Source organism: uncultured Sphingorhabdus sp., assembly GCF_937872355.1.
Lineage (GTDB): Bacteria > Pseudomonadota > Alphaproteobacteria > Sphingomonadales > Sphingomonadaceae > Sphingorhabdus_B.
On record NZ_CALMSV010000109.1, the window covers coordinates 1 to 20,409 of the forward strand.

General features: G+C 53.7%; 21 protein-coding genes. 10 read left to right on the forward strand and 11 right to left on the reverse strand.

Annotated elements, in window-relative coordinates:
- Positions 1-946 (forward strand): hypothetical protein (locus Q0239_RS06185; RefSeq protein WP_298599953.1); only part of this gene is annotated, 946 nt, incomplete at its 5' end.
- A 66-nt stretch (positions 947-1,012) separates the two neighbouring features.
- On the opposite strand, the gene Q0239_RS06190 is transcribed toward Q0239_RS06185, so the two are convergent.
- From Q0239_RS06190 to Q0239_RS18170, 3 genes are all read right to left on the reverse strand, one after another.
- On the reverse strand, positions 1,013-1,630 hold the full coding sequence (locus Q0239_RS06190; RefSeq protein WP_298599955.1) for a hypothetical protein: 618 nt from the start codon (positions 1,628-1,630) through the stop codon (positions 1,013-1,015).
- Positions 1,631-1,938: 308 nt separating this feature from the next.
- Positions 1,939-2,364 (reverse strand): MucR family transcriptional regulator, encoded by a 426-nt coding sequence (locus Q0239_RS06195; RefSeq protein WP_298599957.1) that lies wholly within the window; start codon positions 2,362-2,364, stop codon positions 1,939-1,941.
- 66 nt (positions 2,365-2,430) lie between these two features.
- Positions 2,431-2,997 carry an SOS response-associated peptidase family protein gene (locus Q0239_RS18170; RefSeq protein WP_367276071.1) on the reverse strand — a complete coding sequence of 189 codons (567 nt, stop codon included), beginning with the start codon at positions 2,995-2,997 and terminating at the stop codon, positions 2,431-2,433.
- Positions 2,998-3,141: 144 nt separating this feature from the next.
- Between Q0239_RS18170 and Q0239_RS06200 the strand changes: the two genes are divergently transcribed.
- Positions 3,142-3,303, forward strand: a complete 162-nt coding sequence (locus tag Q0239_RS06200) for a nuclear transport factor 2 family protein (RefSeq protein WP_298599959.1) — start codon at positions 3,142-3,144, stop codon at positions 3,301-3,303.
- Here Q0239_RS06200 and Q0239_RS06205 read toward each other — a convergent pair.
- Positions 3,293-4,126 carry a TauD/TfdA family dioxygenase gene (locus tag Q0239_RS06205; protein ID WP_298599961.1) on the reverse strand — a complete coding sequence of 278 codons (834 nt, stop codon included), beginning with the start codon at positions 4,124-4,126 and terminating at the stop codon, positions 3,293-3,295. The two genes, Q0239_RS06200 and Q0239_RS06205, sit on opposite strands and share 11 nt — an antisense overlap.
- Before the next feature lie 29 nt (positions 4,127-4,155).
- Positions 4,156-4,896: an SDR family NAD(P)-dependent oxidoreductase gene (locus tag Q0239_RS06210; RefSeq protein ID WP_298599963.1), complete on the reverse strand. Its 741-nt coding sequence runs from the start codon at positions 4,894-4,896 to the stop codon at positions 4,156-4,158.
- 68 nt (positions 4,897-4,964) lie between these two features.
- Between Q0239_RS06210 and Q0239_RS06215 the strand changes: the two genes are divergently transcribed.
- The gene (locus Q0239_RS06215; protein ID WP_298599965.1) at positions 4,965-5,468 is read left to right on the forward strand and encodes a nuclear transport factor 2 family protein; all 504 of its coding nucleotides are present in this window, start codon (positions 4,965-4,967) and stop codon (positions 5,466-5,468) included.
- Positions 5,468-5,995, forward strand: coding sequence for a nuclear transport factor 2 family protein (locus Q0239_RS06220; RefSeq protein ID WP_298599967.1), 528 nt, complete (start codon positions 5,468-5,470; stop codon positions 5,993-5,995). Before Q0239_RS06215 ends, Q0239_RS06220 begins: the two co-directional genes overlap by 1 nt.
- Positions 5,996-6,014: 19 nt before the next feature.
- Here the strand turns inward: Q0239_RS06220 and Q0239_RS06225 are convergent, their stop codons facing one another.
- The 5 genes from Q0239_RS06225 to Q0239_RS06245 form a co-directional block, all read right to left on the reverse strand.
- The gene (locus Q0239_RS06225) at positions 6,015-7,160 is read right to left on the reverse strand and encodes an NAD(P)/FAD-dependent oxidoreductase (RefSeq protein WP_298599989.1); all 1,146 of its coding nucleotides are present in this window, start codon (positions 7,158-7,160) and stop codon (positions 6,015-6,017) included.
- A 498-nt stretch (positions 7,161-7,658) separates the two neighbouring features.
- Positions 7,659-8,579: a XamI family restriction endonuclease gene (locus Q0239_RS06230; RefSeq protein ID WP_298599969.1), complete on the reverse strand. Its 921-nt coding sequence runs from the start codon at positions 8,577-8,579 to the stop codon at positions 7,659-7,661.
- Positions 8,576-9,904, reverse strand: a complete 1,329-nt coding sequence (locus Q0239_RS06235; protein ID WP_298599971.1) for a hypothetical protein — start codon at positions 9,902-9,904, stop codon at positions 8,576-8,578. The genes Q0239_RS06230 and Q0239_RS06235 overlap by 4 nt, the downstream gene beginning before the upstream one ends.
- Positions 9,905-10,155: 251 nt before the next feature.
- Entirely contained in the window at positions 10,156-10,320 is a 165-nt protein-coding gene (locus Q0239_RS06240) for a hypothetical protein (protein WP_298599973.1), read from the reverse strand.
- 72 nt (positions 10,321-10,392) lie between these two features.
- The gene (locus Q0239_RS06245) at positions 10,393-11,526 is read right to left on the reverse strand and encodes a tyrosine-type recombinase/integrase (protein WP_298599975.1); all 1,134 of its coding nucleotides are present in this window, start codon (positions 11,524-11,526) and stop codon (positions 10,393-10,395) included.
- A gap of 133 nt (positions 11,527-11,659) precedes the next feature.
- On the opposite strand from Q0239_RS06245, the gene Q0239_RS06250 reads away from it, so the two are divergent.
- From Q0239_RS06250 to Q0239_RS06260, 3 genes are all read left to right on the forward strand, one after another.
- On the forward strand, positions 11,660-12,658 hold the full coding sequence (locus tag Q0239_RS06250; protein ID WP_298599977.1) for a hypothetical protein: 999 nt from the start codon (positions 11,660-11,662) through the stop codon (positions 12,656-12,658).
- A 129-nt stretch (positions 12,659-12,787) separates the two neighbouring features.
- A complete protein-coding gene (locus Q0239_RS06255) occupies positions 12,788-13,477 on the forward strand; it encodes a ParA family protein (protein WP_298599979.1) in 690 nt (229 codons plus the stop codon).
- Entirely contained in the window at positions 13,477-13,809 is a 333-nt protein-coding gene (locus Q0239_RS06260; protein ID WP_298599981.1) for a hypothetical protein, read from the forward strand. Before Q0239_RS06255 ends, Q0239_RS06260 begins: the two co-directional genes overlap by 1 nt.
- 22 nt (positions 13,810-13,831) lie before the next feature.
- On the opposite strand, the gene Q0239_RS06265 is transcribed toward Q0239_RS06260, so the two are convergent.
- The gene (locus tag Q0239_RS06265; protein ID WP_298599983.1) at positions 13,832-14,956 is read right to left on the reverse strand and encodes a replication initiation protein; all 1,125 of its coding nucleotides are present in this window, start codon (positions 14,954-14,956) and stop codon (positions 13,832-13,834) included.
- A gap of 668 nt (positions 14,957-15,624) precedes the next feature.
- On the opposite strand from Q0239_RS06265, the gene Q0239_RS06270 reads away from it, so the two are divergent.
- The 3 genes from Q0239_RS06270 to Q0239_RS06280 all read left to right on the forward strand — a co-directional run.
- The gene (locus tag Q0239_RS06270; RefSeq protein ID WP_298599984.1) at positions 15,625-16,140 is read left to right on the forward strand and encodes a hypothetical protein; all 516 of its coding nucleotides are present in this window, start codon (positions 15,625-15,627) and stop codon (positions 16,138-16,140) included.
- 140 nt (positions 16,141-16,280) lie between these two features.
- Positions 16,281-17,204, forward strand: coding sequence for a hypothetical protein (locus Q0239_RS06275; protein WP_298599985.1), 924 nt, complete (start codon positions 16,281-16,283; stop codon positions 17,202-17,204).
- Between the two features lie 79 nt (positions 17,205-17,283).
- The coding region (locus tag Q0239_RS06280; RefSeq protein WP_298599987.1) for a strawberry notch-like NTP hydrolase domain-containing protein at positions 17,284-20,409 on the forward strand (3,126 nt) is incomplete at its 3' end.

The following is a 20,409-nucleotide window of genomic DNA, read 5'->3' on the forward strand; positions in this document are numbered from 1 at the left end:
CCGGAATACACCATCGCCTACACCGGAAATTACACCACGAGCGCGGACGCTAACTAATCCATCGGGCATCATCAAAGTTGCATGCGTTGTCTATCGCTTGCGCGAAGGATTTGATTTTCCACAACTGACCTATGGCTTCGACTGCGCGTGGAATGCATATAATTATCGGGCTGCAGTACAAAAAATTGGTCGACTGGTGAGACGCTCCGCAAGGAAATCAACCAGCATATACTATTACGCTGTAGATGCCATCAGTATCGCTGCAGCTCACAACCGGGAATTCGCGAACCACTTCACGGGACAGCTACAGAAAGTCTATTCCGACGAAGACCTAACAATGACTGCTGCAGCCTTGGCCGACACCGCAAAATTGCTACAAGAAGTTAATTTCTCAAGTAACCATGTGGTCAAAGCACCAACAATCGAAAGTTATGCAGTTGGCAGTGAAATTGTACGAGCTACAAAGATCGCGCTGTTTGACGTCATAGACGCCACGGGTCATCTGGAGCGCGACCGAATAGACCTGACCGATATATTCGAAGGTCCAAAAGTCCAAAAGGCCGATCAAATTGTTGCTGACATTGAAGCTGGACGATTGAAAATGCCATCCCTGTCAGACTCTCACGGTAGCACGGGAGACATACTAAGACGCGTCGTATCGCCATATCGTTCTTGTTACAGGCCTGATCTGCGTGAAAGGCTCATCAAATGCGGCGCATTGATTCCGAAAGAATCGAGCATATCTGCAGCACGCGAGAAGCTCGAACGGTTGGTTTCTGAAATTGAACGCGGCGACGCTAAATATGGTGTGAAGCACCCAGAATACCGATGGATATGGAAATACACCAACCCCAAGAATACTGTTTTTCGACCAGACATTCGTGAACGACTGATCAAATGTGGTGCCTTAATCCCGAAGATCCGAACGACGTCAACCGAGTCGTAACAAGAATGCAAAGATACGATTTTAAGCGGCGAATTTGAAGCAGAGCTGTAGCGGCTGCCGGCGACATTAAAGCCGCATTTCCAAAAACTGCTCCCAATTGAGCGGCTCACGATAACCCCTATGGATGTCAGGCCGCCGATCACCAGGTTCGCGGAACAGAGGTTTGCCGGAAATAGGCGCAAAAGCATAGTCAATCTCAGCGCTGCCACGAAAGCGATTATAGGCTTCGTTCGTATCCGTGAGGATCGGGGATATAGCATCGACATATTGATCGACAAGTGAGCCAGCCTCAGCAACTTGCTTCCCATCAAAGGCAGCTGACAGCTGGCGCAGGCCGGCGAAAGTTGCATTGAGTAGCTCAGGCGACAGACCGGTGATCAGGCGGCGCCGCAGATATGGCGGTGTAATGGTCAATGTCAGCGTCCGAAACGACTGCATGCCATAAGCGTGCAAGGTGCAATGAAAGAACATCCACCAACGGATGAAAAAGCGCTCGACATCGTGGGCCCCAGGATTGTCAGACACCCTGAAATCAAGGCAAGAAGCGAGACGACGAGCGTGATCGTCAGATATCTGACGCGAATATTGCTGCGCTGTGCTGCGTTGGCTTTCACGCATTTTGCTGAGTGCAGCCATAAAGTCATCTGCCGACCATCCCTTCACCAGATATTTGCCGCCGCCCATTTCCGTCACATAGCCGTGACACTTCAACGCCCTCGCAACAGACTCGACAACATTTTCGTCCATTCCTCGCGCTGAGGCAAGCGCACGACAATCGAAGAAACTGCCCGGCCCGAAGTCGGCCGTCATTATGCGGTGTCTCACATCGAGGAACAGGTTATCAGCAACGACACCAAGGCTTTCCTCTTCAGGATGACAGCTTAATCGCTCATGTTCCGAACGCACCATCGATCGCTCCAAAAACCGCTTGGAGTGAAATTAGTCGCAGAATCCAAATATTTCGTTAGTCAGGCACAGATGGCGAGACTGGACTATTTCCGCTTTCTGCCACCGCTGCTATTCTTGCCCAGACCAATTGAAAGAGCGAGGGCGCGCCGGGTCTCCGCATAGCCGGGTGCAACCATCGGATAATCGGCCGCCAAACCCCATTTTGCCCGATATTCCTCAGGCGTTATACCATAATGTGTCATCAGGTGCCGCTTCAGCATCTTCAATTTCTTACCGTCATCAAGGCAGATTATATAGTCCCGCTTTACCGAATTACGGATCGGGACCGCTGGCTCTTGCGGTGGAGCTGCTTGAACAGATCCAGTGGAAAGGCTCGACAACGCGCTGTGCACATTCCCGATGAGCAGAGGTAGATCAGAAACGGCCACGCTAATATTGCTGACATGCGCTGCAACAATGTCTGCGGTCAGCGTAATGAATAATTCTGCATTTCCTTCAACGTCCGACATGGTTCCCTCCAAAGTAGCGCGACTGGACGTAATGGCTAAACAGAATTGATCAAGCAAGAAGAGCAGCTATGGCAGATTTGCTCCGTCTCCCTTAGCTCTATACCATTTTTCGGGCGTTCGATCCTCATCAAGAGGACCGGCCCAAGGCCGGCACAAACCCTTCGCCTGTTCGGGACTACCGAGCAGCCAGTTTTCCCTATCTTGGGGGGCAATGATTACCGGCATTCGATCATGAATCCGAGATACAGGTGGCGCGCTCCGTGTCATCACCATCGAATATACATTACCCTCCTCCTCCTCGCGCCAAATGCCGGCAACAGAGAAATGATCTCCGTCACCATAATCGCCGCGAGGAACTGAATACCAGGTTCTGGTCATATTGCCGGACGGTCCCTCGGCCTCGGCAAAGCGCATAACCGGAATTAGGCATCTGCGGGTCGCAAAGCTCTCCCTCCACAGCGGAATGTGAAGGTTCTCGGAGCGAGCGTTGTTCCAAATATCGGGCTTAATTTGTTTGGTCGGATCTCGCTTGCTGAATTTTGGCGTGGTAAACCCCCATTGCATCTTGTGAAGGCGCTCCTCGCTCGTCCAGACAGCCCCCTGCCCTCCTGGATTGATCTCATCGCTGGGCAAATTGCAGGCGCGAGAAAACTAAACAAGTTTTTCCGTTTTGTTCTCAGTTAGCGTTGTTTAGCGTACTTTCCACGCTCTGCCCTCTGCTGGGCCCCGTCGCAATAGACCTTGACGGCGATAGGGCAGTGGCGCGGGGGCACAGCGTTGTTTTTTCGCAACACTCCGTCGGGCTTCGAAGTCTGGCGCGTATCCGCCAATCGCTGGGAACTGGTCCGCACGGACGGCGGCTGGCGTGTCGAGCGGCGCGTGAACGCCCCGCTCGACGGCAGCGAAGGTGCACAGGCTTTGCTCGGGTTCAGTGGATAGGCACGCCGTCGATCGTAATCCGGTGCATCAGCCGCCGGTGGCCATGATAATCGTTGAGCGCATAATGCCAGGTCGATCGGTTGTCCCACATGGCAACCGTGCCCTGCTGCCATTTCAGGCGGCACTGGAATTCATCCTGTATTCCAACCGAGTAAAGATAGTTGAGGAGTGCAAGGCTTTCGTCGCGGCTCCAGCCTTCGATATGCGTCGTGAAAGCGGAATTGACATAGAGCAGTTTCTGCCCCGTATCTGGATGGCGGATCACCAGAGGGTGCACCGCATGTGTCTTGAGTTCCCGGCCTTTAAGATCAGATCCTTGATCAGAATTGCTGAGGAAGCCCTGCGGCCCGTAAATATGGTCTGCGGTGTGCACCGCACGCAAAGTTTCCAGCGTCGCCTTCAACCCGTCTGAAAGTGATTCATAAGCAGCCGCCATGCTGGAAAATAGCGTATCGCCACCCACAGGTGGGAGCTCGCGTGCGACCAGGATCGATCCCATCGCGGGAATCTGATCGTAACTGTGGTCAGTGTGCCAGCCGCCGCCGATATTCGCCAATTGCGTCTCCGCCTTGCGGACTTCGGCAATTTCCGGGAACTTGCCATTCTCCGGAAAATAGTTGTTCACGACGATTGGTCCGATCTTGCGCGCGAAATCGATGTGCCCCTGTTCATCAATCTGCTGGTCGCGAAACACTACAAGACCGCGTGCCGCAAGCTCTGCCTTGATTGCCGCGACGTCGCCGTCGGTTAGATTGTTCAGATCGAGTCCCAGCATCTCGGTGCCGACATGCTCTGACATCTTCTCCAACTGTATCGTCGTCATTTCCTCTCTCCTTATCCTTATCCCAATGCCTATCCCGCCAGCTGCCCGCCGTCGATGGTGAACAGTGATCCAGTGATCTTGCGTGCCTCTTCGCTTGCCAGATAGGCAAAGAGTGCAGCGATATCCTCCGGCTCGCAACTGCCGTTTTCGAGCTTGGGCGCGTTGCGCATCACCAGATCCCAATTGACGTCGCCCGCTGGCGGGGCCGAATTGCCCATCGGCGTGTTGACATGTCCTGGGCAGATAGCGTTGATGCGGACACCTTTTGCCGCAAACTCGACTGCCAGCCCCTTGGTGATCGCGGCGACGCCATGCTTCGATGCCGAATAGGCGATGGTGTAAGCGATGCCCTGCAAGGCAGCGGTCGACGCGGTGTTGACGATATTGCCCTTACTCTTGATCAGGTGGGGGAGCGCGGCCTGACACAATACGAAGACGCTTGTGGTGTTGATCTTCAATATGCGTTCGAAATCTTCGACCGCAAATTCGGTGCTCGGCCCCCATTTGAGCATGCCCGAAATATTGCACAGCACGTCAAGCCCGTCGGCAGCCGCGGTAGCGACCAGCGCGCGGCAACTTTCAAAGTCGGTCGCATCGAATGGCTGGATACGCGGAGCGCTGTCCATCATCTCTGCGGTTTTCTGCAAGCCCGCTTCGTTGACATCGCCGATGGTCACCGAGGCGCCTTCGCTGGCGAAGCGGATTGCGGTTGCCCTGCCAATCCCTGAAGCCGCGCCAGTTACCAAAACCTGCTTACCCTGAAAGCGCATCTGTTCCTCCATTAAACCTTGATTTGCGTAATAACTGACTTCATTCTCTACGCAAAGGAGAAAGCGGGATGGGAATCGAAGAAAGATTGCAGAGATTGGAGGATGATCGCGCTATCCGCGACCTCAAGGCGCGCTACCTTCGCGCCTGCGACAGCAAGGATCCTGAATCCGTTCGCGACTGCCTGCTGCCGACTGGCGCGGTGATTGCCTATGACGGCTTCCCGCCGTTCGACAATCGTGACGATTTTGTCGCCATCTATTCCCAAATGGGCTGCGCGCCGGGGATATTCGATATCCACCATGGCGCAAACGGCATCGTGACTTTCGAAAGCGAAACCCGCGCGACGGGGCAGTGGTCGCTGTTCTTTCATAACATCAACTTGGCGACCAAGACGTTGACGCAAATGGGTGTCGAATATGACGATGTTTATGTGAAGCAGGATGGCCGCTGGTGGATGGCCGAAACGCGTTCGCGGCGGCTTTCCTGCCTGATCCATTCGGTCGATGATGCGGGCGCCACAATGGTCGCCGTGATGGGTGATCCCCCAGCCAGTTTCGGGGAGGCCGCATAATGCCCTTCACCCTCCAGCAACTTTCCGACCTTGAGGATATCAAACAACTCAAGCACCGCTATTTCCGCTCGATCGATACCGGAAACGAGCTTGAATTGGCCAGCGTGTTCACCGAGGATGTGACGATTGACTATCGCGGAGGCGGCTACCGCGCGAAGCTTCAGGGGCGGCAGAACATGGTCGATTTTATCGGCAGTGCATTCAACAGCGATATTGTTGCCCAGCATCACGGCCATTGCCCGGAGATCGGCTTTACCGGACCCGACAGTGCCGAGGGCACATGGTATCTCGAGGATCGGTTCATCGATCCGATTCGGCAGGAAGACACGATCGGAACCGCGATCTACCGCGATCGCTACGTGCGGACTGCGGACGGCTGGAAAATCGCCCATAGCGAATATGACCGGGTTTACGAAATCGCCCGCCCGATCCCTGCGGACGAGCGGCTGAGCTTTCACCTATTGGCGAAAACGGGACGCAAACCGGAAGCGCGGATCGACACAACCAAATGGCTGGAATGGTATTGAGGGGCACTAGGCCCCTGTTTTATACCATATCGAAAGCATCAAAATCGGGCTTTGCCATGGCGTCGGCAAAGGCATCATAATCCCAGGGCCAGGTGATCGGAACGCCGGTCTTGTCTAGGTACCAGCTTGTGCAGCCTGATCCAAAGATCGTTGCCTTTGCGGCCTTTATCCGACGATCTTCATAATCGTCAAAGGCTGCCTTGCTGGCAACAATGCCGCTGGCGTTGCTGCTCGACACACGATCCAGAAGTTGCGCGACATATCCCCATTGCCGTTCGGCTACGTCGATCAACGAGAAGTTTCCTACAGGCGAACTTGGCCCGTTGAAGAGGAAAAGGTTCGGGAAATCGGGGATGGAGATGGCCATATAGGCGGCACAGCGTTCCGCCCAAGCATCCTCAATATCGCGGCCGTTCAGGCCCTTGATCGAGATCGGGCGGACAAAGCGATCGGTATGGAAGCCGGTTGCCAGCGCCAATATGTCGAGCGGGTGCAATATACCGTCATTGTCGATCACTCCTTCGGGTACGATCTCCTTGATACCGGAAACGATGGTTTCGACATTGGGCATCTGGGCGACGCTGTAATAATCGTAAGAATAGATAAGCCGCTTGCACGCGGCCTTATAGGTGGGGCGCAACTTCTCACGCAGCACCGGATCGACGACCGCGTTTTCCAGGAAATTGCGGCAAATCTCCTCAATCTCATGGATCTGCGGGCTATCAAAATCGGTGATGCCCGAAGTAAAACGGCGGATATTGGCCCAATAGGTCTCGTCATAGCGAATGGCATCAATGGCCTCGACGCTGGCGCGGAACCTCGCCTTGTCTTCTTCGCTATATTCGAAATTGGGGTATGGCATGATCCATTGCGGAGACCGCTGGAAATGGACAATATCATGGCCATGCTTGCCGAGATGGGTAACCATCTGCACGCCGGTCGACCCGTTTCCAATCACGCCTATGCGCTTACCGGTCAGATCGATGGCAGTATCCCACTGGGCTGTATGCATCGCGCGACCGGCGAAGCTTTCGAGCCCCTTTATATCGGGAATCTTTGGATGATGCAGCACGCCTGTCGCCATGATCGCGACATGAGCGCTGTCCTTGTGCCCGTCCTTGGTCTCGATATCCCAATGATCGCCAGACCAGACCATGCTGGCGATTTCGCTGTTGAGGGCAGAGCGTTGATGGTACGCTAAACAACGCTAAGAGAGAACGAAAGTCGAACGATTAAGCTGCGCGAGCATCCTTTGGGAGATTGAGTGTTTTTCTGCCGACAGAAGCAGCTGCGCGTTCCCAAAGAAAATCGCCGGAGAATGCGATATGCTCCCACATCGGGTATAAGGCAGCCTGTCGATAATGAAAGCGCATCCAAGCGCCGCATTCAGGGCAAGGGCTTCGGCGATTGATGAGGGAATATTGTTCCCCTACCCTCGCGGACAGTTGCTCAATGTCAATCTGCCGCTGCAGCCCACATTCGTGACACCAAGCAAAAGCCTCCCTGCCGGACACCAACATCTCTGCGAGCGTCTCGCAGTTTGACAATGGCAGGGGCCGAATCGACATTCCCATCGTTTGGAACAAATATGGTACACGTTGCAACAATGAAAGGGGCAACCAAGACCGGATACGATTGCCCCAACATATTAGAATTGCGATCGTTAGCCGGTCTTAGTACTCTCGACAAATTCTTGCATTCGGGCCAGATCGTGCGCCCAAAACAGTGTAAGGCCGCCAGTCTGTGCTTGCTTCAGATTACGGACCTTGAATACGCCGGACAACATCGCAACAGGTACGATCTGGTTGGTACCGAACTCTCGATGCCAAATTCCGGCTTTCACGGCTGCATCATTGTTGATGCGTTTAACACTGTTGGTGGCGCTGTTGGAGACCTTGCACTCTATCGGCATAAGGCGACCATCGAACAAACGAACCGGAATATCTGCCTTCCTACTTCCTACCAACGCTTCCCCACAGAATTCGCCCTTTTCGGGGGCATCAGCGAGAGTGTTAATGACCCGCGTACCCGCATTCTTGAACCCCATATCGGTAAGAAACGCCTTCACTGCCGATTCCTGCGCTTCCTTTCCAAGGTTACGCCGATCAGTAGACACACGCTGCGCTGTGATTAGGGCTGCGCTCGCTACAATCGCCACTGTCCGCTCTTCAGCCGTTGGCTCGCGATCCTCAGCAATCCACGGAAAGCGCAAAGGATCGACTGCGATCAATATCGTATCGAGTATTCGCTGTGCCTGGTCTGGGTTTGCTGCGATCACGCCGGGGGCGAGCGACGCGTCCGCAAGGACTTTTAAGTCATCGGCTGAGATTGGCGGCCCAGCCAAATAACGCAGCGCGTCGCCAAGCTGATCCCTGAAAACTGCCGCTAGCTGTTCGGGAGTTAACGATGACGGATTAGCGACACCATATTCATTAAAAAGGCGCTGAAATTGCATCTCATATTTTGCAAAGGTAGAGATCCAGCGTTCCAAAGGTTCCTTCAATCGCTCGTCAATAAAAAGCTGACGCGATTTGCTGGCCTCGACAGTCAGCTCGGCCTCCGTCCATTGAGGCGGTGATTTCATATTGGCATATTTTCAAGTCTAGGCACAGCAATCCGCTCAATTTCCTTGGGCTCGAACTTCGTCAAACCACCTGCATAGGTTCGCCCACTTTCGACGCTGACATTTTTGCGGAGCCATCCAGCTAACAGATCGAGCTGCGAAGCCGTCATAGGATCACGCGGGTAGAGGCCATGAGCAATATTGATGTGCCGTGCCTCACAGAGATTTCGGACGAAGGCAGGTGAACGGCGCGCCATATAGGTGCATATGATCGGCGCCGGAGCTTTAAGTCCTATCGACCACCAAGCACGGCGGTTGCGCGCCGTATAGGATTTATCGGCACCGTGTTTCTTAGCCCAAACCAGAAATTTTTTGACACTGGCACGCGTCGCCGCAGGCAACTCGTCAAGATCCGCCGGAAGGTCCACAACCTTACGAAGTTCCATATCATCGATGAGGTTGTCTCCCGCACGAATAAGGTCACGAGCTTTGGTGACTGTGGGGGTGAGCACGTCCAACGGAAGTGCAGTGGTATGGTCTCCGGCGATCCATATGTCATTGTGTCCTGTGACGCTGCCTCGATGTACCCGACAAAGTTCGCCCAGTTCGATATAGCCCGCAGGGACCGCTGGCCCCGGACGGATAATAATGGACCATCGATTGGCAGCTTCAACCGTCGCCCAAGGCACCAATCGTCCAGACGAAAGCCCATTAAGCTGGTCCAGCGATTCTACCGCTCGAACCCTGAATTGTTTTGGACGCCGACCAACGCGAAAACAAGTTATCGCGCCTGTGGTTATTGCGTCGGCAAAAGGCATGGCTGCGGGATCAAGAACGTGAAGCGCGACGCCCCCTAGTTCGCTTGCGAGCAACTTTCGCAGAGTTGATCCATAGTTCACATCGAGCCATTCAGAGGAGGTAATAAATACCCCGTAATCACCGGGCTGGGCGAGCTGGAGTGTGCGAAGATAAAAGTGGATATGCAGCCCTGCGAGCTTGCTAGCTTTCACGCCATAACTCGCAGCTACCTCGCCGAACCACTGTTTGGCACTTTCGTCGATCAGATGGTGCCGAACATAAGGCGGGTTGCCGATGAATAGCGTCTTGCCCTCAATTTTTGGAACCGATGCAAGTCGATAATCTTCAACCATAATAGTCGACCGACCAATCAACCCGGCAACAGTCAGATTGGCGCGAAGGAGTAAGGCGGCAACTGGATCATATTCGATAGCCACCAAATGCGCCTTGGGGAACAGCAGACCTGCAGCAAGTAAAAAGCGTCCAGACCCAGCACCAGCGTCAACAACGCGAGTTGGCTCACCTTCTGAGGCCGCCCATGCGGTCATAGAAGCAATTATGGGGGCTGGCGTGTAAGTCGCCCCATCTGCCCGGCGAACGGCTGCTGATCTAACGCGCGCAAAAGCATCTCCTAGCGGATCATTGCCGCTTAAGATACTGGCGCGAACTTCGTTCGTGACGCTAACATTTCGATATGGCCGTATGCCCCTGCAAGCAGCCTGCTCCACTGCCGTTATTGTTAATCGCGGCGGCAAAAGCGCCAGCGCCAAGGCGATCAGGTCGCGTTCCGTCTGGATAATCATTTCTTTGGCACAGCCTTGGCCTGCTTCTCGTAACCGGCCCACAGCTCTTCAAACAAAACGTTCAAACGAATACCTCGACGGCCTGCCTCTGCCTTCACTTTGCGTGCAAGTTCAGTGTCGAGCCTAAAACCGACAATTTGTGAACCCTGACCTTCCGGCATTAACTCTTCCTTCGAGTCGACTCAGTGTTCGCAACATGTGTCGACACGTCGACACAATGTCAAGCCGCTGGCTCACTGAGCGAAACGCTTTGCCATCCTCGCACTCGCCCCTCCGCGCACCGCAAGCTTCTCTCCATAGCGGAGCACTGTTCGAGGATCCTTCCACCGGTAGGCTTGCATGATGGCCCCTAAACTTTCCTCGGCCGCAAAATTGTCCTGTGCGACACCTACACGGATCGAATGACTTGATATGCTCTTGACCACCCGCTCAAGCTCAACTTCTCCCATCTGCCCCAACAAACCGCGCTCATGCGCGGTGCGAACGAGCCGTTTATAGATCTCGCCAACCGAATTCGGATGCAGCGCATTTTTGCAGATCATGGCAATTGAGCCATCAAAATGCGTTTTGATCTGGCAAAAGACCGGACCGGTTTTGAGACGCCCTTCGCTTAGCCAGTCTTTGAGCGCCGACATCGTCGCCGGCGAGAGAAAGGCATAATCCCCTTCCCCCTCCTGGTCAGTCTTGCTGAACGGAATGAACAACCGCCCTGCCCCATCGGAATCTGGTCCCTCGATGTGCGCCACTTCGACCCGCACCAGCTCCGATCGGCGTAGCCCGGTATCATAGGCAACACGCAGCATGGCAATGTTCCGGAGGGCCAAAGCATCCAAACGGCCGTAGCTGCCACGCCTGCACGCCTTAAGGAGGGTTTTGAGCGACAAGGCAGCCTCCGGCCCATCCAGATCGACGACATCGCCCTTGAACCGCAAACCGAGCGCCTGGCGCTGCTTAGAGCCAACCTTTTTGCGGGCAGCCTTCAGCTCATAAGCAACCAGCTCGTCATCGGTCGGATCAACAAGACGGAGCAAACGATAAGCACGGCCGACATGCACAATATAGCGTTTGATGGTCGCTGCCGCGCGCGGGCGCCCTTGCCTATCCTCTCCGGGAACCAGACTGGGTATGAAGCGCGCAACCTCGCTTGCGACTGCCCTCGCCGGATCGAGGCGATTGGTCCGGCACCAGCGCAACCAAATGGCTAGATCAGCCCGAAAGGCCCGGCGGCTATTGTGGGCCCAGGCACGGAAGGCCGCATCGAGGCGTTCGACATCGATCCTCTCCGACCAATGCTCGACCGCGCGCAAATCGTCGATAAGATCAGCAGGCTCTACGGAAGCTGCGGCCAGGATGTTATTGCTCAGCATAGTCTCCATTTTTGCTGTGGTTCGCGAAATTTGGTTGGCTATACCAATATAGTAGAGGTGTGATAACCCCCATTATCACCGCTAGGCCAGTAATAGGCTGGACGGAGGGAACTGCTTCGGTCTATAAAATGACATGAATGACGCGCGCAACAGTCTGCTGAATGTTGAGTGGAACGCCGAAATTGCGGGCCTCCTCGCCGATTGTGTAGCTGCTATTTCTCGCTTGGACGCAAGGGTTTCTGCCAGTTTCTTCAAACAGTCCTGGTTAAAGCGAGCCAGCTACCGAGGCTTCGCCGCTGCCTTGCGGGCCCAGCATATCGAACTCGAAGAAATTGATGTATTTAATGCCGATTTCGGTATCGTGAGCGATCGAGACATCGACCGGCGAAATTTAGATATCGTCAGTAGCTTGCCAAAATGGCAAACTGAGTTGGATGCTCGCCCGATTACTCATTGGAATGAAAATCTTCCATTTTCTTTTGATCCGCCGCCAAATTGGGAGACAGCCCCACAACTGCTACGAGCGCTGGAAGTCAACGCCTTTTGGTCGCGACACGACCATTCCATCGACTGCTGGCTGAGAATGCCACAGCTGCTCCACAGCATGAACATTACCTCAAGCCCCCTTCCCTGCCTCGCAGGCGGCGATCCAGCCTTCCGCTCTATGCCCCGTAACGCTGAAGGCAATCTCCGTCGGTCTCTCAAACGCCTCACGCAAGCGGCTCAAGACGGAAGCCATCTTCTTGATGGCCTGGAGAGATTGGTGTCCGACATGACTCGATCACTTTCGAGTGAGCTTCGTCGGAACAGTCTAAAAACATTGTGCATTTTGATTTTGGATAAGCCCGTCATCACACCAGTATCGTTCGCCCGGTCAACTGGATTGAGCACCTCAGGTTCCGGCAAGTTGATGAAACGCGCGGTCGCGCTCGGGATTATCTCGCCGATTAAAGCGGCCTCGTCGTGGAAAATGTATATTGCGCGGGACATGGCAACACGACTTAACATTATCAAGGCTCCCGTGGGTCGGCCAGCAATGTCTGCCACCCCTGCCCGGTCTGTCGACGACATATTGGAGCAGTTTGATAAGGAGTGGAACGACGTTTCGGACATTCTGAACCGTTACATGTGACATAAGGATATCCAATAGATCGCCTATCTATTGCCGGTGTATTGGCTATGCAACGTCAATCGCAAGAATATTGCTTGGCATTCGATTGTCTTGGCGATAGATAGCCAATGCATAGCATATGGAGGCAATATGGCGGCTATATCATTTATCAATCCCAAAGGCGGCTCTGGCAAAACGACACTAGCGCTTGTCTTGGCACAGGAAATGTCACGCAGAGGCGGCAGAGTTGCTGTGATCGACGCCGATCCGAACGCTGTCATAATGAAATGGAAGAATGACAGAGCTGCCAGAGGCAAAAATCTCCCATTCCATATCGAGGCCTGCACAGAAGAATCGAGAATAGCAAAACTTGCGGAAGAGCTTTCTGAACATCACGACTTTGTGTTCATCGACCTAGAAGGAACCGCCAACCGAATGTCATCGCGGGCCATGACCCGATCACACCTAGTCCTCATACCGATGAACCCATCATCGATTGATGCAAACCTAGCATCAAAGGCTGTCGAGCTGGTCCTTGAAGAAAGTGACATAATAAAACGCGACATACCATATCGATTGGTCAGAAGCCGTGATGCCGCCGCGGTCGAAAGCAGAACACTCAAACGAATCAAAGCGGCACTTGCGGAACATGACATACCCTGCCTGCAGGCAGGGCTGGTAGAACGGGCCGCTTATCGCGACATATTTGAATTTTCCGCAACGCTCGACGAGCTGAAGCCATCAGATACGTCGAACATAGAGGCCGCGCGCGACAATGCAGCGGGTGTCGCAGACGAAGTGATATCAGTGCTCAAGGACATTGGAAAAGGACTAAGCTGATGAGTGGAGACTTCGGTTTTGGCAAGCGCCACAACAAATCGACGGATACAGCAGCCAACGATCTAAGCGGGATTCCCAAAGGACCAATCAGACTGTCGGACGAAACAACTGCAGCAGCAGAAAGGGCAGGGGAGGGGCTTGGCTTTCGAAGCCAGCTCGAAACTAAGGTTCCAAAATCAACGGGTCGGCGAATTGTTGCAAAGCCGAGCAAATCGATCTTCATCAAAGGGCCGGAAGACACCATTGACTGGTTTGTAGAATTCACCAACCAGCACAATTTCAGATCCTATTGGGAAGCTATCGAAGAGCTCAAAAAACGATCAGGACTATAAACAGACCTAGATCGCAACCGAACTAGGCACGCCCTCTGGTTTCAACGAACCGCTTGCAGAATCCCTCGAAAGACCGAAGCAGGGCAGGGCCGCGGAGCGTTTTGAGCTTATCACCCATCATGCGTCGATACTCATCAGCAAGCATATCGCGGTCCCAGCCACCGCCGAAATCCACTGCGATTTGATTGATCCGAGGATCACCCCCAAAATGCAAAGACGTTTGCGGGAACAAATGAGCGTCCTGAATGGCCACGACTTTTGGCAATTCCACAATTTCCTCAACTGTCCCGTCACGCCGAGCGATCCTGCCTACCTTAGGCCGGTCAAGTTCTTGGGCGGCCGCATCGACCAGTGAAGCATCTTTCGGCCGAAAACTCAAAACGAGCGACTTAACAGGCCGCCCGCGTCCATCACCGCGGATCTCCTGCCAATCAATCACGAAATCGGCAAGCTGGTCAATTTCTGCCTTGGATTTGGCCAATACCTCACGGCGAAGCTGCGCGAAGTTGGAATAAATCTTGACTGGTAGCCCGAGAAATCCGCGAAACTCCTCGATTGTGCATTTCCACACAGGCTCTCGCCGGTTGAGATACAGCGTCCCGAGTTCATAAAGCGCCATTGCGTATTTCGACTGAAAGGCCATCGCAACCGCGACACGAATCTTCGCATAATAATCCGAACCCAACATCGCGCGCCTGGCAACATCCGAGAAACGATACTCAACAACACTCATACCGTCGTCGGAAACTTCTTCGATATTCCACTCGATCAATGGGGATGTAATGATTGCAGCGCGATTGCGTGACGAAGTCGTACGCATTTTCACCTTCACGTTCATCAGGTTGTCGAAAATATCATCAATCCGATCGTTGCTTTCGTGGCTGCCACGCAGCTCTTTCTTCGTGATCCGATGAACCTTATTTTCACCGGCATCGCCGCCAGCCTTCTGCAAAAGCAACAACATAACCTTGCGCGAAGCAAGCGTCATGCTGCCGGTCACGAATTGCATTTCGATTATTTCACCGGCCTTCGGGTAAAAACGATTACCCTCCAGAGTAGCCCGATAGGCGGCTTTCATGGTGCGTCCGACAACAAGCTCTTTATTTTCCTCGGCTAAAAGGTCATCATCTTTGGCGTCGAGGTCCATGATTCTCTGCTCCCTGTTTTATATGTGGAGCATATTATGAGGCCACACTTTAATCAACGCACATTGCCGCCCGAAAACGCACATAGAAAATACACATAGAATCTTGCCTTCAAACTCGCCGCCCCAAAACACACATTAAGCGGCACGGAGAACACCAAAAATCAGCCTTGAAAAGCGCCTCCGCCCCGAAACACATATAAATGGACGCAGAAGAAACGTCTGATCGATTGAAAAACAGAGCTAAATCATTCCGGCTACGCGCCCCGCCCAAAAACACACATAAAAGGCTTTGCCGCCCCAAAGCACATGAAAACAATGCACATAAACATGCGTCCTGGTCGACCCTCAGCAAGAATGACCTCGCGAAATTGCAAGGAAGCTGATCCAATGATTGGGTGCCCGAAAACACATTATGAGCCGCCCCGAATCACATAACGACTCACCCGAAAACACACATCAAACCGCCCCTAACCACATATTGAAGGCCAATTATCCGCGGTTTTCTGCGGATGACAGAGGCGTGAATCCTTAGAATACTAGAATCAGGAAGCTCCCGCGCTACGCTTGGGATTTTTATAAGATGATTTTAGTAGATTTAGGATCGCCCAAAAGGTTAGCTTTCTTCCGTGGGAACAGTCTCAACCAACAATCGACGAAGCGAAGATCACATGATCCTGTCAAAGCCGAAAACATTGGATGAAGCTTGGCAGCTCGACGAGAATGACAGTATATCGATGGCAGACGCTATAGCCTTATGCTTCCGGGAAAATGACCTCGAAGAGGGCCGAGCAATTCTCGCCAACGTCAAAAATATGGAGCGCGCGAGAATCAAGCAACGCGAGATCTCCGGGACAGTACACCAGCTCTTGTGGTTGGCCATTGCCTCTGTCGGGGCAAACAAGGCCTGGACCTCAGGTTATTGGCCGATTGCGATTATCATTGCGGCTATATGGACCTACACATCCGTCCAGATATTCAAATCGATCCGAGCCGAATACAAGAGCCGTTTCGCCGAAATAATATTCGCCGACGAAGAAGCCACCGGTGCAACGCAACCGTCGATCACAATTGGCCTTTTTCGACAATATATCGAATCACAAAAGGAGCAGGCCGCAAGCCCTTGGAACATTATTGAACTGGGCGAAGACCATTTTGCGCCCGCTGTTCTGCGCAAGCAGGCTTAAGACGCAGAGCGTTCCCTGAAAGGAAAGGGGGGAGGGGAAGGGTGCGCACCGGCGCGCCTCAAATCCCAAGGAAAGGCCTTCCCATGTATTCGATCCCGCAAATTGCCCCAAGCAACCTCCGTCGCTCGCCAGCCTCATTCTTGTCGACAAGAAAAAGCCTTGCCTGGCTCGACGAACTCGCCGACGCCTATCCACATGAACGCTTCACGCGTTCGCGCTCAGACAGCTTTTCAGCCAAAGAATGCAACAGCTATGCATCTACTATTCTAAGAGCAAAACGTGCCGGAGAAGACCCCGATGCAGCACTCGAAGACCATTTCTGCGGTGCGTCCTTCCATTATACCTGGAGCGAATATGTGCGCCCTGATCTGGAGACATTCCTCGAACAGCATGGAAAACGCGATACTGCAAAATGGACGGATGCGATCCGATATGAATGGGAAGAAAGAGCCGCAGATGCAGACCGATCACGCGCGAGTGACTTATTCGATTCACACGATCGCTGCGAATTGCTTTTCGCACTCACACCAACCGCGGGATTGGAAGATCATCTCATCTATTCCCATAAACCATGGTCCGAACCGGCGGAACTCTCCATCAGTCCAGACTTGCAATTTGCACTCAACCAGATTGGCTATTCGATAAATGAATTCCGCAGGATGAGCGGTAACCAGCACGAGGCAACCGAAAAGCTTCATGCAAAAAGACCACGCAGAAACCCAATCGTCTCTCAGGAAAAGCTGACCAGCATCATTGCAAATGCCTGCAGCTCAATGTTCAATTTTTACCTCTTCGCAATAGTGCCTATAACGGACCTGATAAAAATCGATCTTAGCAAGCCGATGACGATCAGCCCTTGCTGGCTTGCGAGCATGAACCCCCTCACCGGGACGTTTTTCGAAGAACCACTCGATGTGCCGATAACTATCGAACCCGGCGACGGCCATCTGTTGACCGGCGACGAAGTCGCCTATTCGCCTGACGACATATGCGGTCTTTACCGACCGCATTTTCACGCACGCCTCGAAAATCTCGAACCACAGGCCGGGCAAATCTCCAAATAGCGACTAGTCGCAATATCCAAAAGGGAAGGGGGAGAGGAGGCTCTGAGCGCTGCAATAGGTGCAGCGTCAAGGAGGCTCCATGACCACAGTCCAAAAAAGCGAAATCGGCATAAAGGCCGCCATAATCGATCAAGCGGCAACGGACATCGTAGCGCTTATCAGCAACAGCGAAGCAATCAGCCGAAAGACATTGAACAGCGCGATGACCCGTGCCTTCGGCTCGACAAGCGAGAGCGGCCTCTGGTCGCAACGCGAAAGTTTCGAGATGCTCGAACATGCAACGGTCAAATGGCTGCTGCTATCCAAAGACGATGGACCAATTGCAGACCGCGTAAGCCGTTTCGCAAATCTTCTCGACAAGTTTCCGACCCAGACTGTCAGGTCAGAAAACCAGGTCGATTTGCAACAATTCTCAACCCCACTTCCGCTGGCTGCGATCGCCTGGAATGCAGCCGCGATTCAACCAAAAGACATTTGTCTTGAACCGAGCGCCGGCACTGGTCTGCTGGCGATCGGTGCGATGTGGATCGGCGCAAAAACGCGATTGAACGAAATCGATCCGCTGCGCGCAGAGCTGTTACGAATAAATTTTCCAGAAGCCGAGATCACACAACATGACGCTGCAACAATTCATGCGCGCGCCGGCGACAAACCGACAGTGATCATCATGAACCCACCATTCGCAAGGCAACAAGGTCATTATGACCGCAACACCGCTGCGCGCCATCTGCAGTCAGCGCTGCAGACACTGGCGCCCAACGGCCGATGCATTGCCATCATGCCTGACAATTTCAAAATCACAGGCGAGAACGCCGAGCTTTTTGCAAAAATACTCAACGGATGCACCCTACAGACCACACTGAGACTGGAGCAAGGTTTCAGCAAGCACGGCACAACTGTCGCAACTAGGCTGCTTGTGATCGACAAATTCCCGGGCTTGGCGAGTTGCACAACCTTCAACCGCCAAAGCGCCGTCGAATTTTCTGACATTGTCGAAAATTTACCCGCTCGTAAGCCCATAATAAAGCAGCAGAAATCGACGACAATCATACGCTCGAAACCAGCAGTTGGGCTGTTTTCTGCGTTCAAATCGAAGCCCACGACAAAGCCGGTGATCAAGATTGCGACACCGGCAACCCGAATCGCCGACGTCCGCTATGAAGTTCTTGAAAACCCCGCACTGACAGATGAACAAGTCGGCCTCTACCTGCCATACAAGCCTAGCAGGGTCATTTTTCCCGAGGCCGGAGAACACCCGTCAAAGCTGGTTGAGTCGATGGCAATGGGATCAACACCAACGCCGAAACCAACCTATGTGCCGCATTTGCCGCACGAAACCGTCGCAAAGCGCATTCTGAGCGCTGCACAATTGGAAACAATCGTCTTCGCAGGCGACGCGCATGAACGATATCTACCCGGCAAATATCTGCCTTCTTCGAAATCACTGGCGCTTGAACCTTCCGAAACCGGGAGGGCATATCGGCAAGGCTTCTTCCTCGGAGACGGAACCGGAGCAGGCAAAGGAAGACAAATCGCGGGAATCATACTCGACCAATGGCTGCGCGGCAGAAGGAAGCACATCTGGATCAGCGAAAGCGCCTCATTGCTCGATGACGCTAGGCGCGACTGGAAAGCGCTCGGCGGCATCCCGATCGATATCCAACCGCTTTCGAACTGGAAGCCCTCCGAAGCTATTACGCTCGGCGAGGGTATTTTATTTGCGACCTATGCGACAATGCGTTCGGGCAACGATGAAGCCAACCGGCTGCAGCAAATACTCGCCTGGGCCACTGACAATTACGACGGCGTGATGGTTTTCGACGAAGCGCACGCCATGGGCGGCGTCGCCGGTGGCGAAACCGGATTTGGCGTCACCAAAGGATCGCTACAAGGTGTTACCGGCGTAACACTGCAAAATCGCCTTCCAGAAGCCCGCGTCGTCTATTCATCAGCAACGGGCGCCACAGACATCAACAACCTCGCATATGCAGTCCGGCTAGGTCTTTGGGGACCGCACACTGCTTTCGCAAGTCGCGAGCAATTCATAAACGACATCCGCAAGGGCGGCATTGCAGCAATGGAAGTCGTCGCTCGCGAGCTCAAAGGATCCGGCCTCTACCTGTCGAGGATGCTCAGTTATGAGGGCGTCGAATATGACATATTGGAACACAAGCTCGACGAACGACAGATCGCCGAATTCGACATCTATGCCGAAGCCTGGGCCCAGGTTCATCAAAATCTTGACCGTGTGCTCGAACTCGCCAACATTGTCAGCCCGAGCGGAGAAACACTCAACGGCCAGGCCCTGGGAGCAGCCCGATCCCGCTTTGAAAGCAGCAAGCAGCGCTTTTTCGGACAGCTGCTACTAACATGCAAATTACCGTCCCTGTTTCCCGCTATCGAGAACTGCCTCGAAAACGAGAAAAGCGCCGTCGTCCAGCTGGTATCCACCGCAGAAGCAATGCTCGACCGGCGCGTTGCCGGACTGACTGCAAACGAGCGCGCATCCCTCGACATAGACCTTTCGCCACGCGAACTGATCCTCGACTATCTGCAACATGCTTTCCCAACACGTATGATGGAGACCTATTACGACGACAATGGCAAAGAGCATTCCCGACCGATGCTCGGGTCAGACGGAAATCCGGTTTATTGCGCTGCAGCGGAAGACATTCGCAACGACATGATCGAAATGATCGGGGCAATGCCGCCGATTGCCAATGCGCTCGACGCCATCATAACACGCTTTGGGGCGGAGATGGTAGCAGAAGTCACCGGACGAACCCGACGTTTGATAACGCTCAGCGACGGCAAACAGCATCTGGAAAGCCGATCAGCAAGAAGCAACATCGTCGAAACCGAGCGCTTCATGGCCGGCGACAAACGCATTCTGATTTTCTCGGACGCTGGCGGCACAGGCCGGAGCTACCACGCGAGCCTCGATTGTGCCAATCAGCAGCAACGGCACCACTTCCTCTTGGAACCAGGCTGGCGGGCCGACCGTGCTATCCAGGGTCTCGGCCGCACAAACCGGACCCATCAAGCTCAACCACCCGTCTTCAGGCCGGTGACCACCGATTGTCGCGGCGAACGCCGATTTATCTCAACGATCGCGCGCCGCCTCGACAGCTTGGGGGCCCTTACACGCGGACAGCGACAAACAGGCGGGCAAAACCTTTTTGACCCGGCAGACAATCTCGAAAGC

Excerpts from the sequence above, each read along its gene's own strand:
- Q0239_RS06190 (WP_298599955.1), bottom strand. The coding sequence starts at position 1,630 with ATGGGCGGCGGCAAATATCTGGTGAAGGGATGGTCGGCAGATGACTTT.
- Q0239_RS06195 (WP_298599957.1), bottom strand. The coding sequence starts at position 2,364 with ATGTCGGACGTTGAAGGAAATGCAGAATTATTCATTACGCTGACCGCA.
- Q0239_RS06205 (WP_298599961.1), bottom strand. The coding sequence starts at position 4,126 with ATGACGACGATACAGTTGGAGAAGATGTCAGAGCATGTCGGCACCGAG.
- Q0239_RS06210 (WP_298599963.1), bottom strand. The coding sequence starts at position 4,896 with ATGCGCTTTCAGGGTAAGCAGGTTTTGGTAACTGGCGCGGCTTCAGGG.
- Q0239_RS06215 (WP_298599965.1), top strand. The coding sequence starts at position 4,965 with ATGGGAATCGAAGAAAGATTGCAGAGATTGGAGGATGATCGCGCTATC.
- Q0239_RS06220 (WP_298599967.1), top strand. The coding sequence starts at position 5,468 with ATGCCCTTCACCCTCCAGCAACTTTCCGACCTTGAGGATATCAAACAA.
- Q0239_RS06230 (WP_298599969.1), bottom strand. The coding sequence starts at position 8,579 with ATGAAATCACCGCCTCAATGGACGGAGGCCGAGCTGACTGTCGAGGCC.
- Q0239_RS06235 (WP_298599971.1), bottom strand. The coding sequence starts at position 9,904 with ATGACCGCATGGGCGGCCTCAGAAGGTGAGCCAACTCGCGTTGTTGAC.
- Q0239_RS06240 (WP_298599973.1), bottom strand. The coding sequence starts at position 10,320 with ATGCCGGAAGGTCAGGGTTCACAAATTGTCGGTTTTAGGCTCGACACT.
- Q0239_RS06245 (WP_298599975.1), bottom strand. The coding sequence starts at position 11,526 with ATGCTGAGCAATAACATCCTGGCCGCAGCTTCCGTAGAGCCTGCTGAT.
- Q0239_RS06250 (WP_298599977.1), top strand. The coding sequence starts at position 11,660 with ATGAATGACGCGCGCAACAGTCTGCTGAATGTTGAGTGGAACGCCGAA.
- Q0239_RS06255 (WP_298599979.1), top strand. The coding sequence starts at position 12,788 with ATGGCGGCTATATCATTTATCAATCCCAAAGGCGGCTCTGGCAAAACG.
- Q0239_RS06260 (WP_298599981.1), top strand. The coding sequence starts at position 13,477 with ATGAGTGGAGACTTCGGTTTTGGCAAGCGCCACAACAAATCGACGGAT.
- Q0239_RS06265 (WP_298599983.1), bottom strand. The coding sequence starts at position 14,956 with ATGGACCTCGACGCCAAAGATGATGACCTTTTAGCCGAGGAAAATAAA.
- Q0239_RS06270 (WP_298599984.1), top strand. The coding sequence starts at position 15,625 with ATGATCCTGTCAAAGCCGAAAACATTGGATGAAGCTTGGCAGCTCGAC.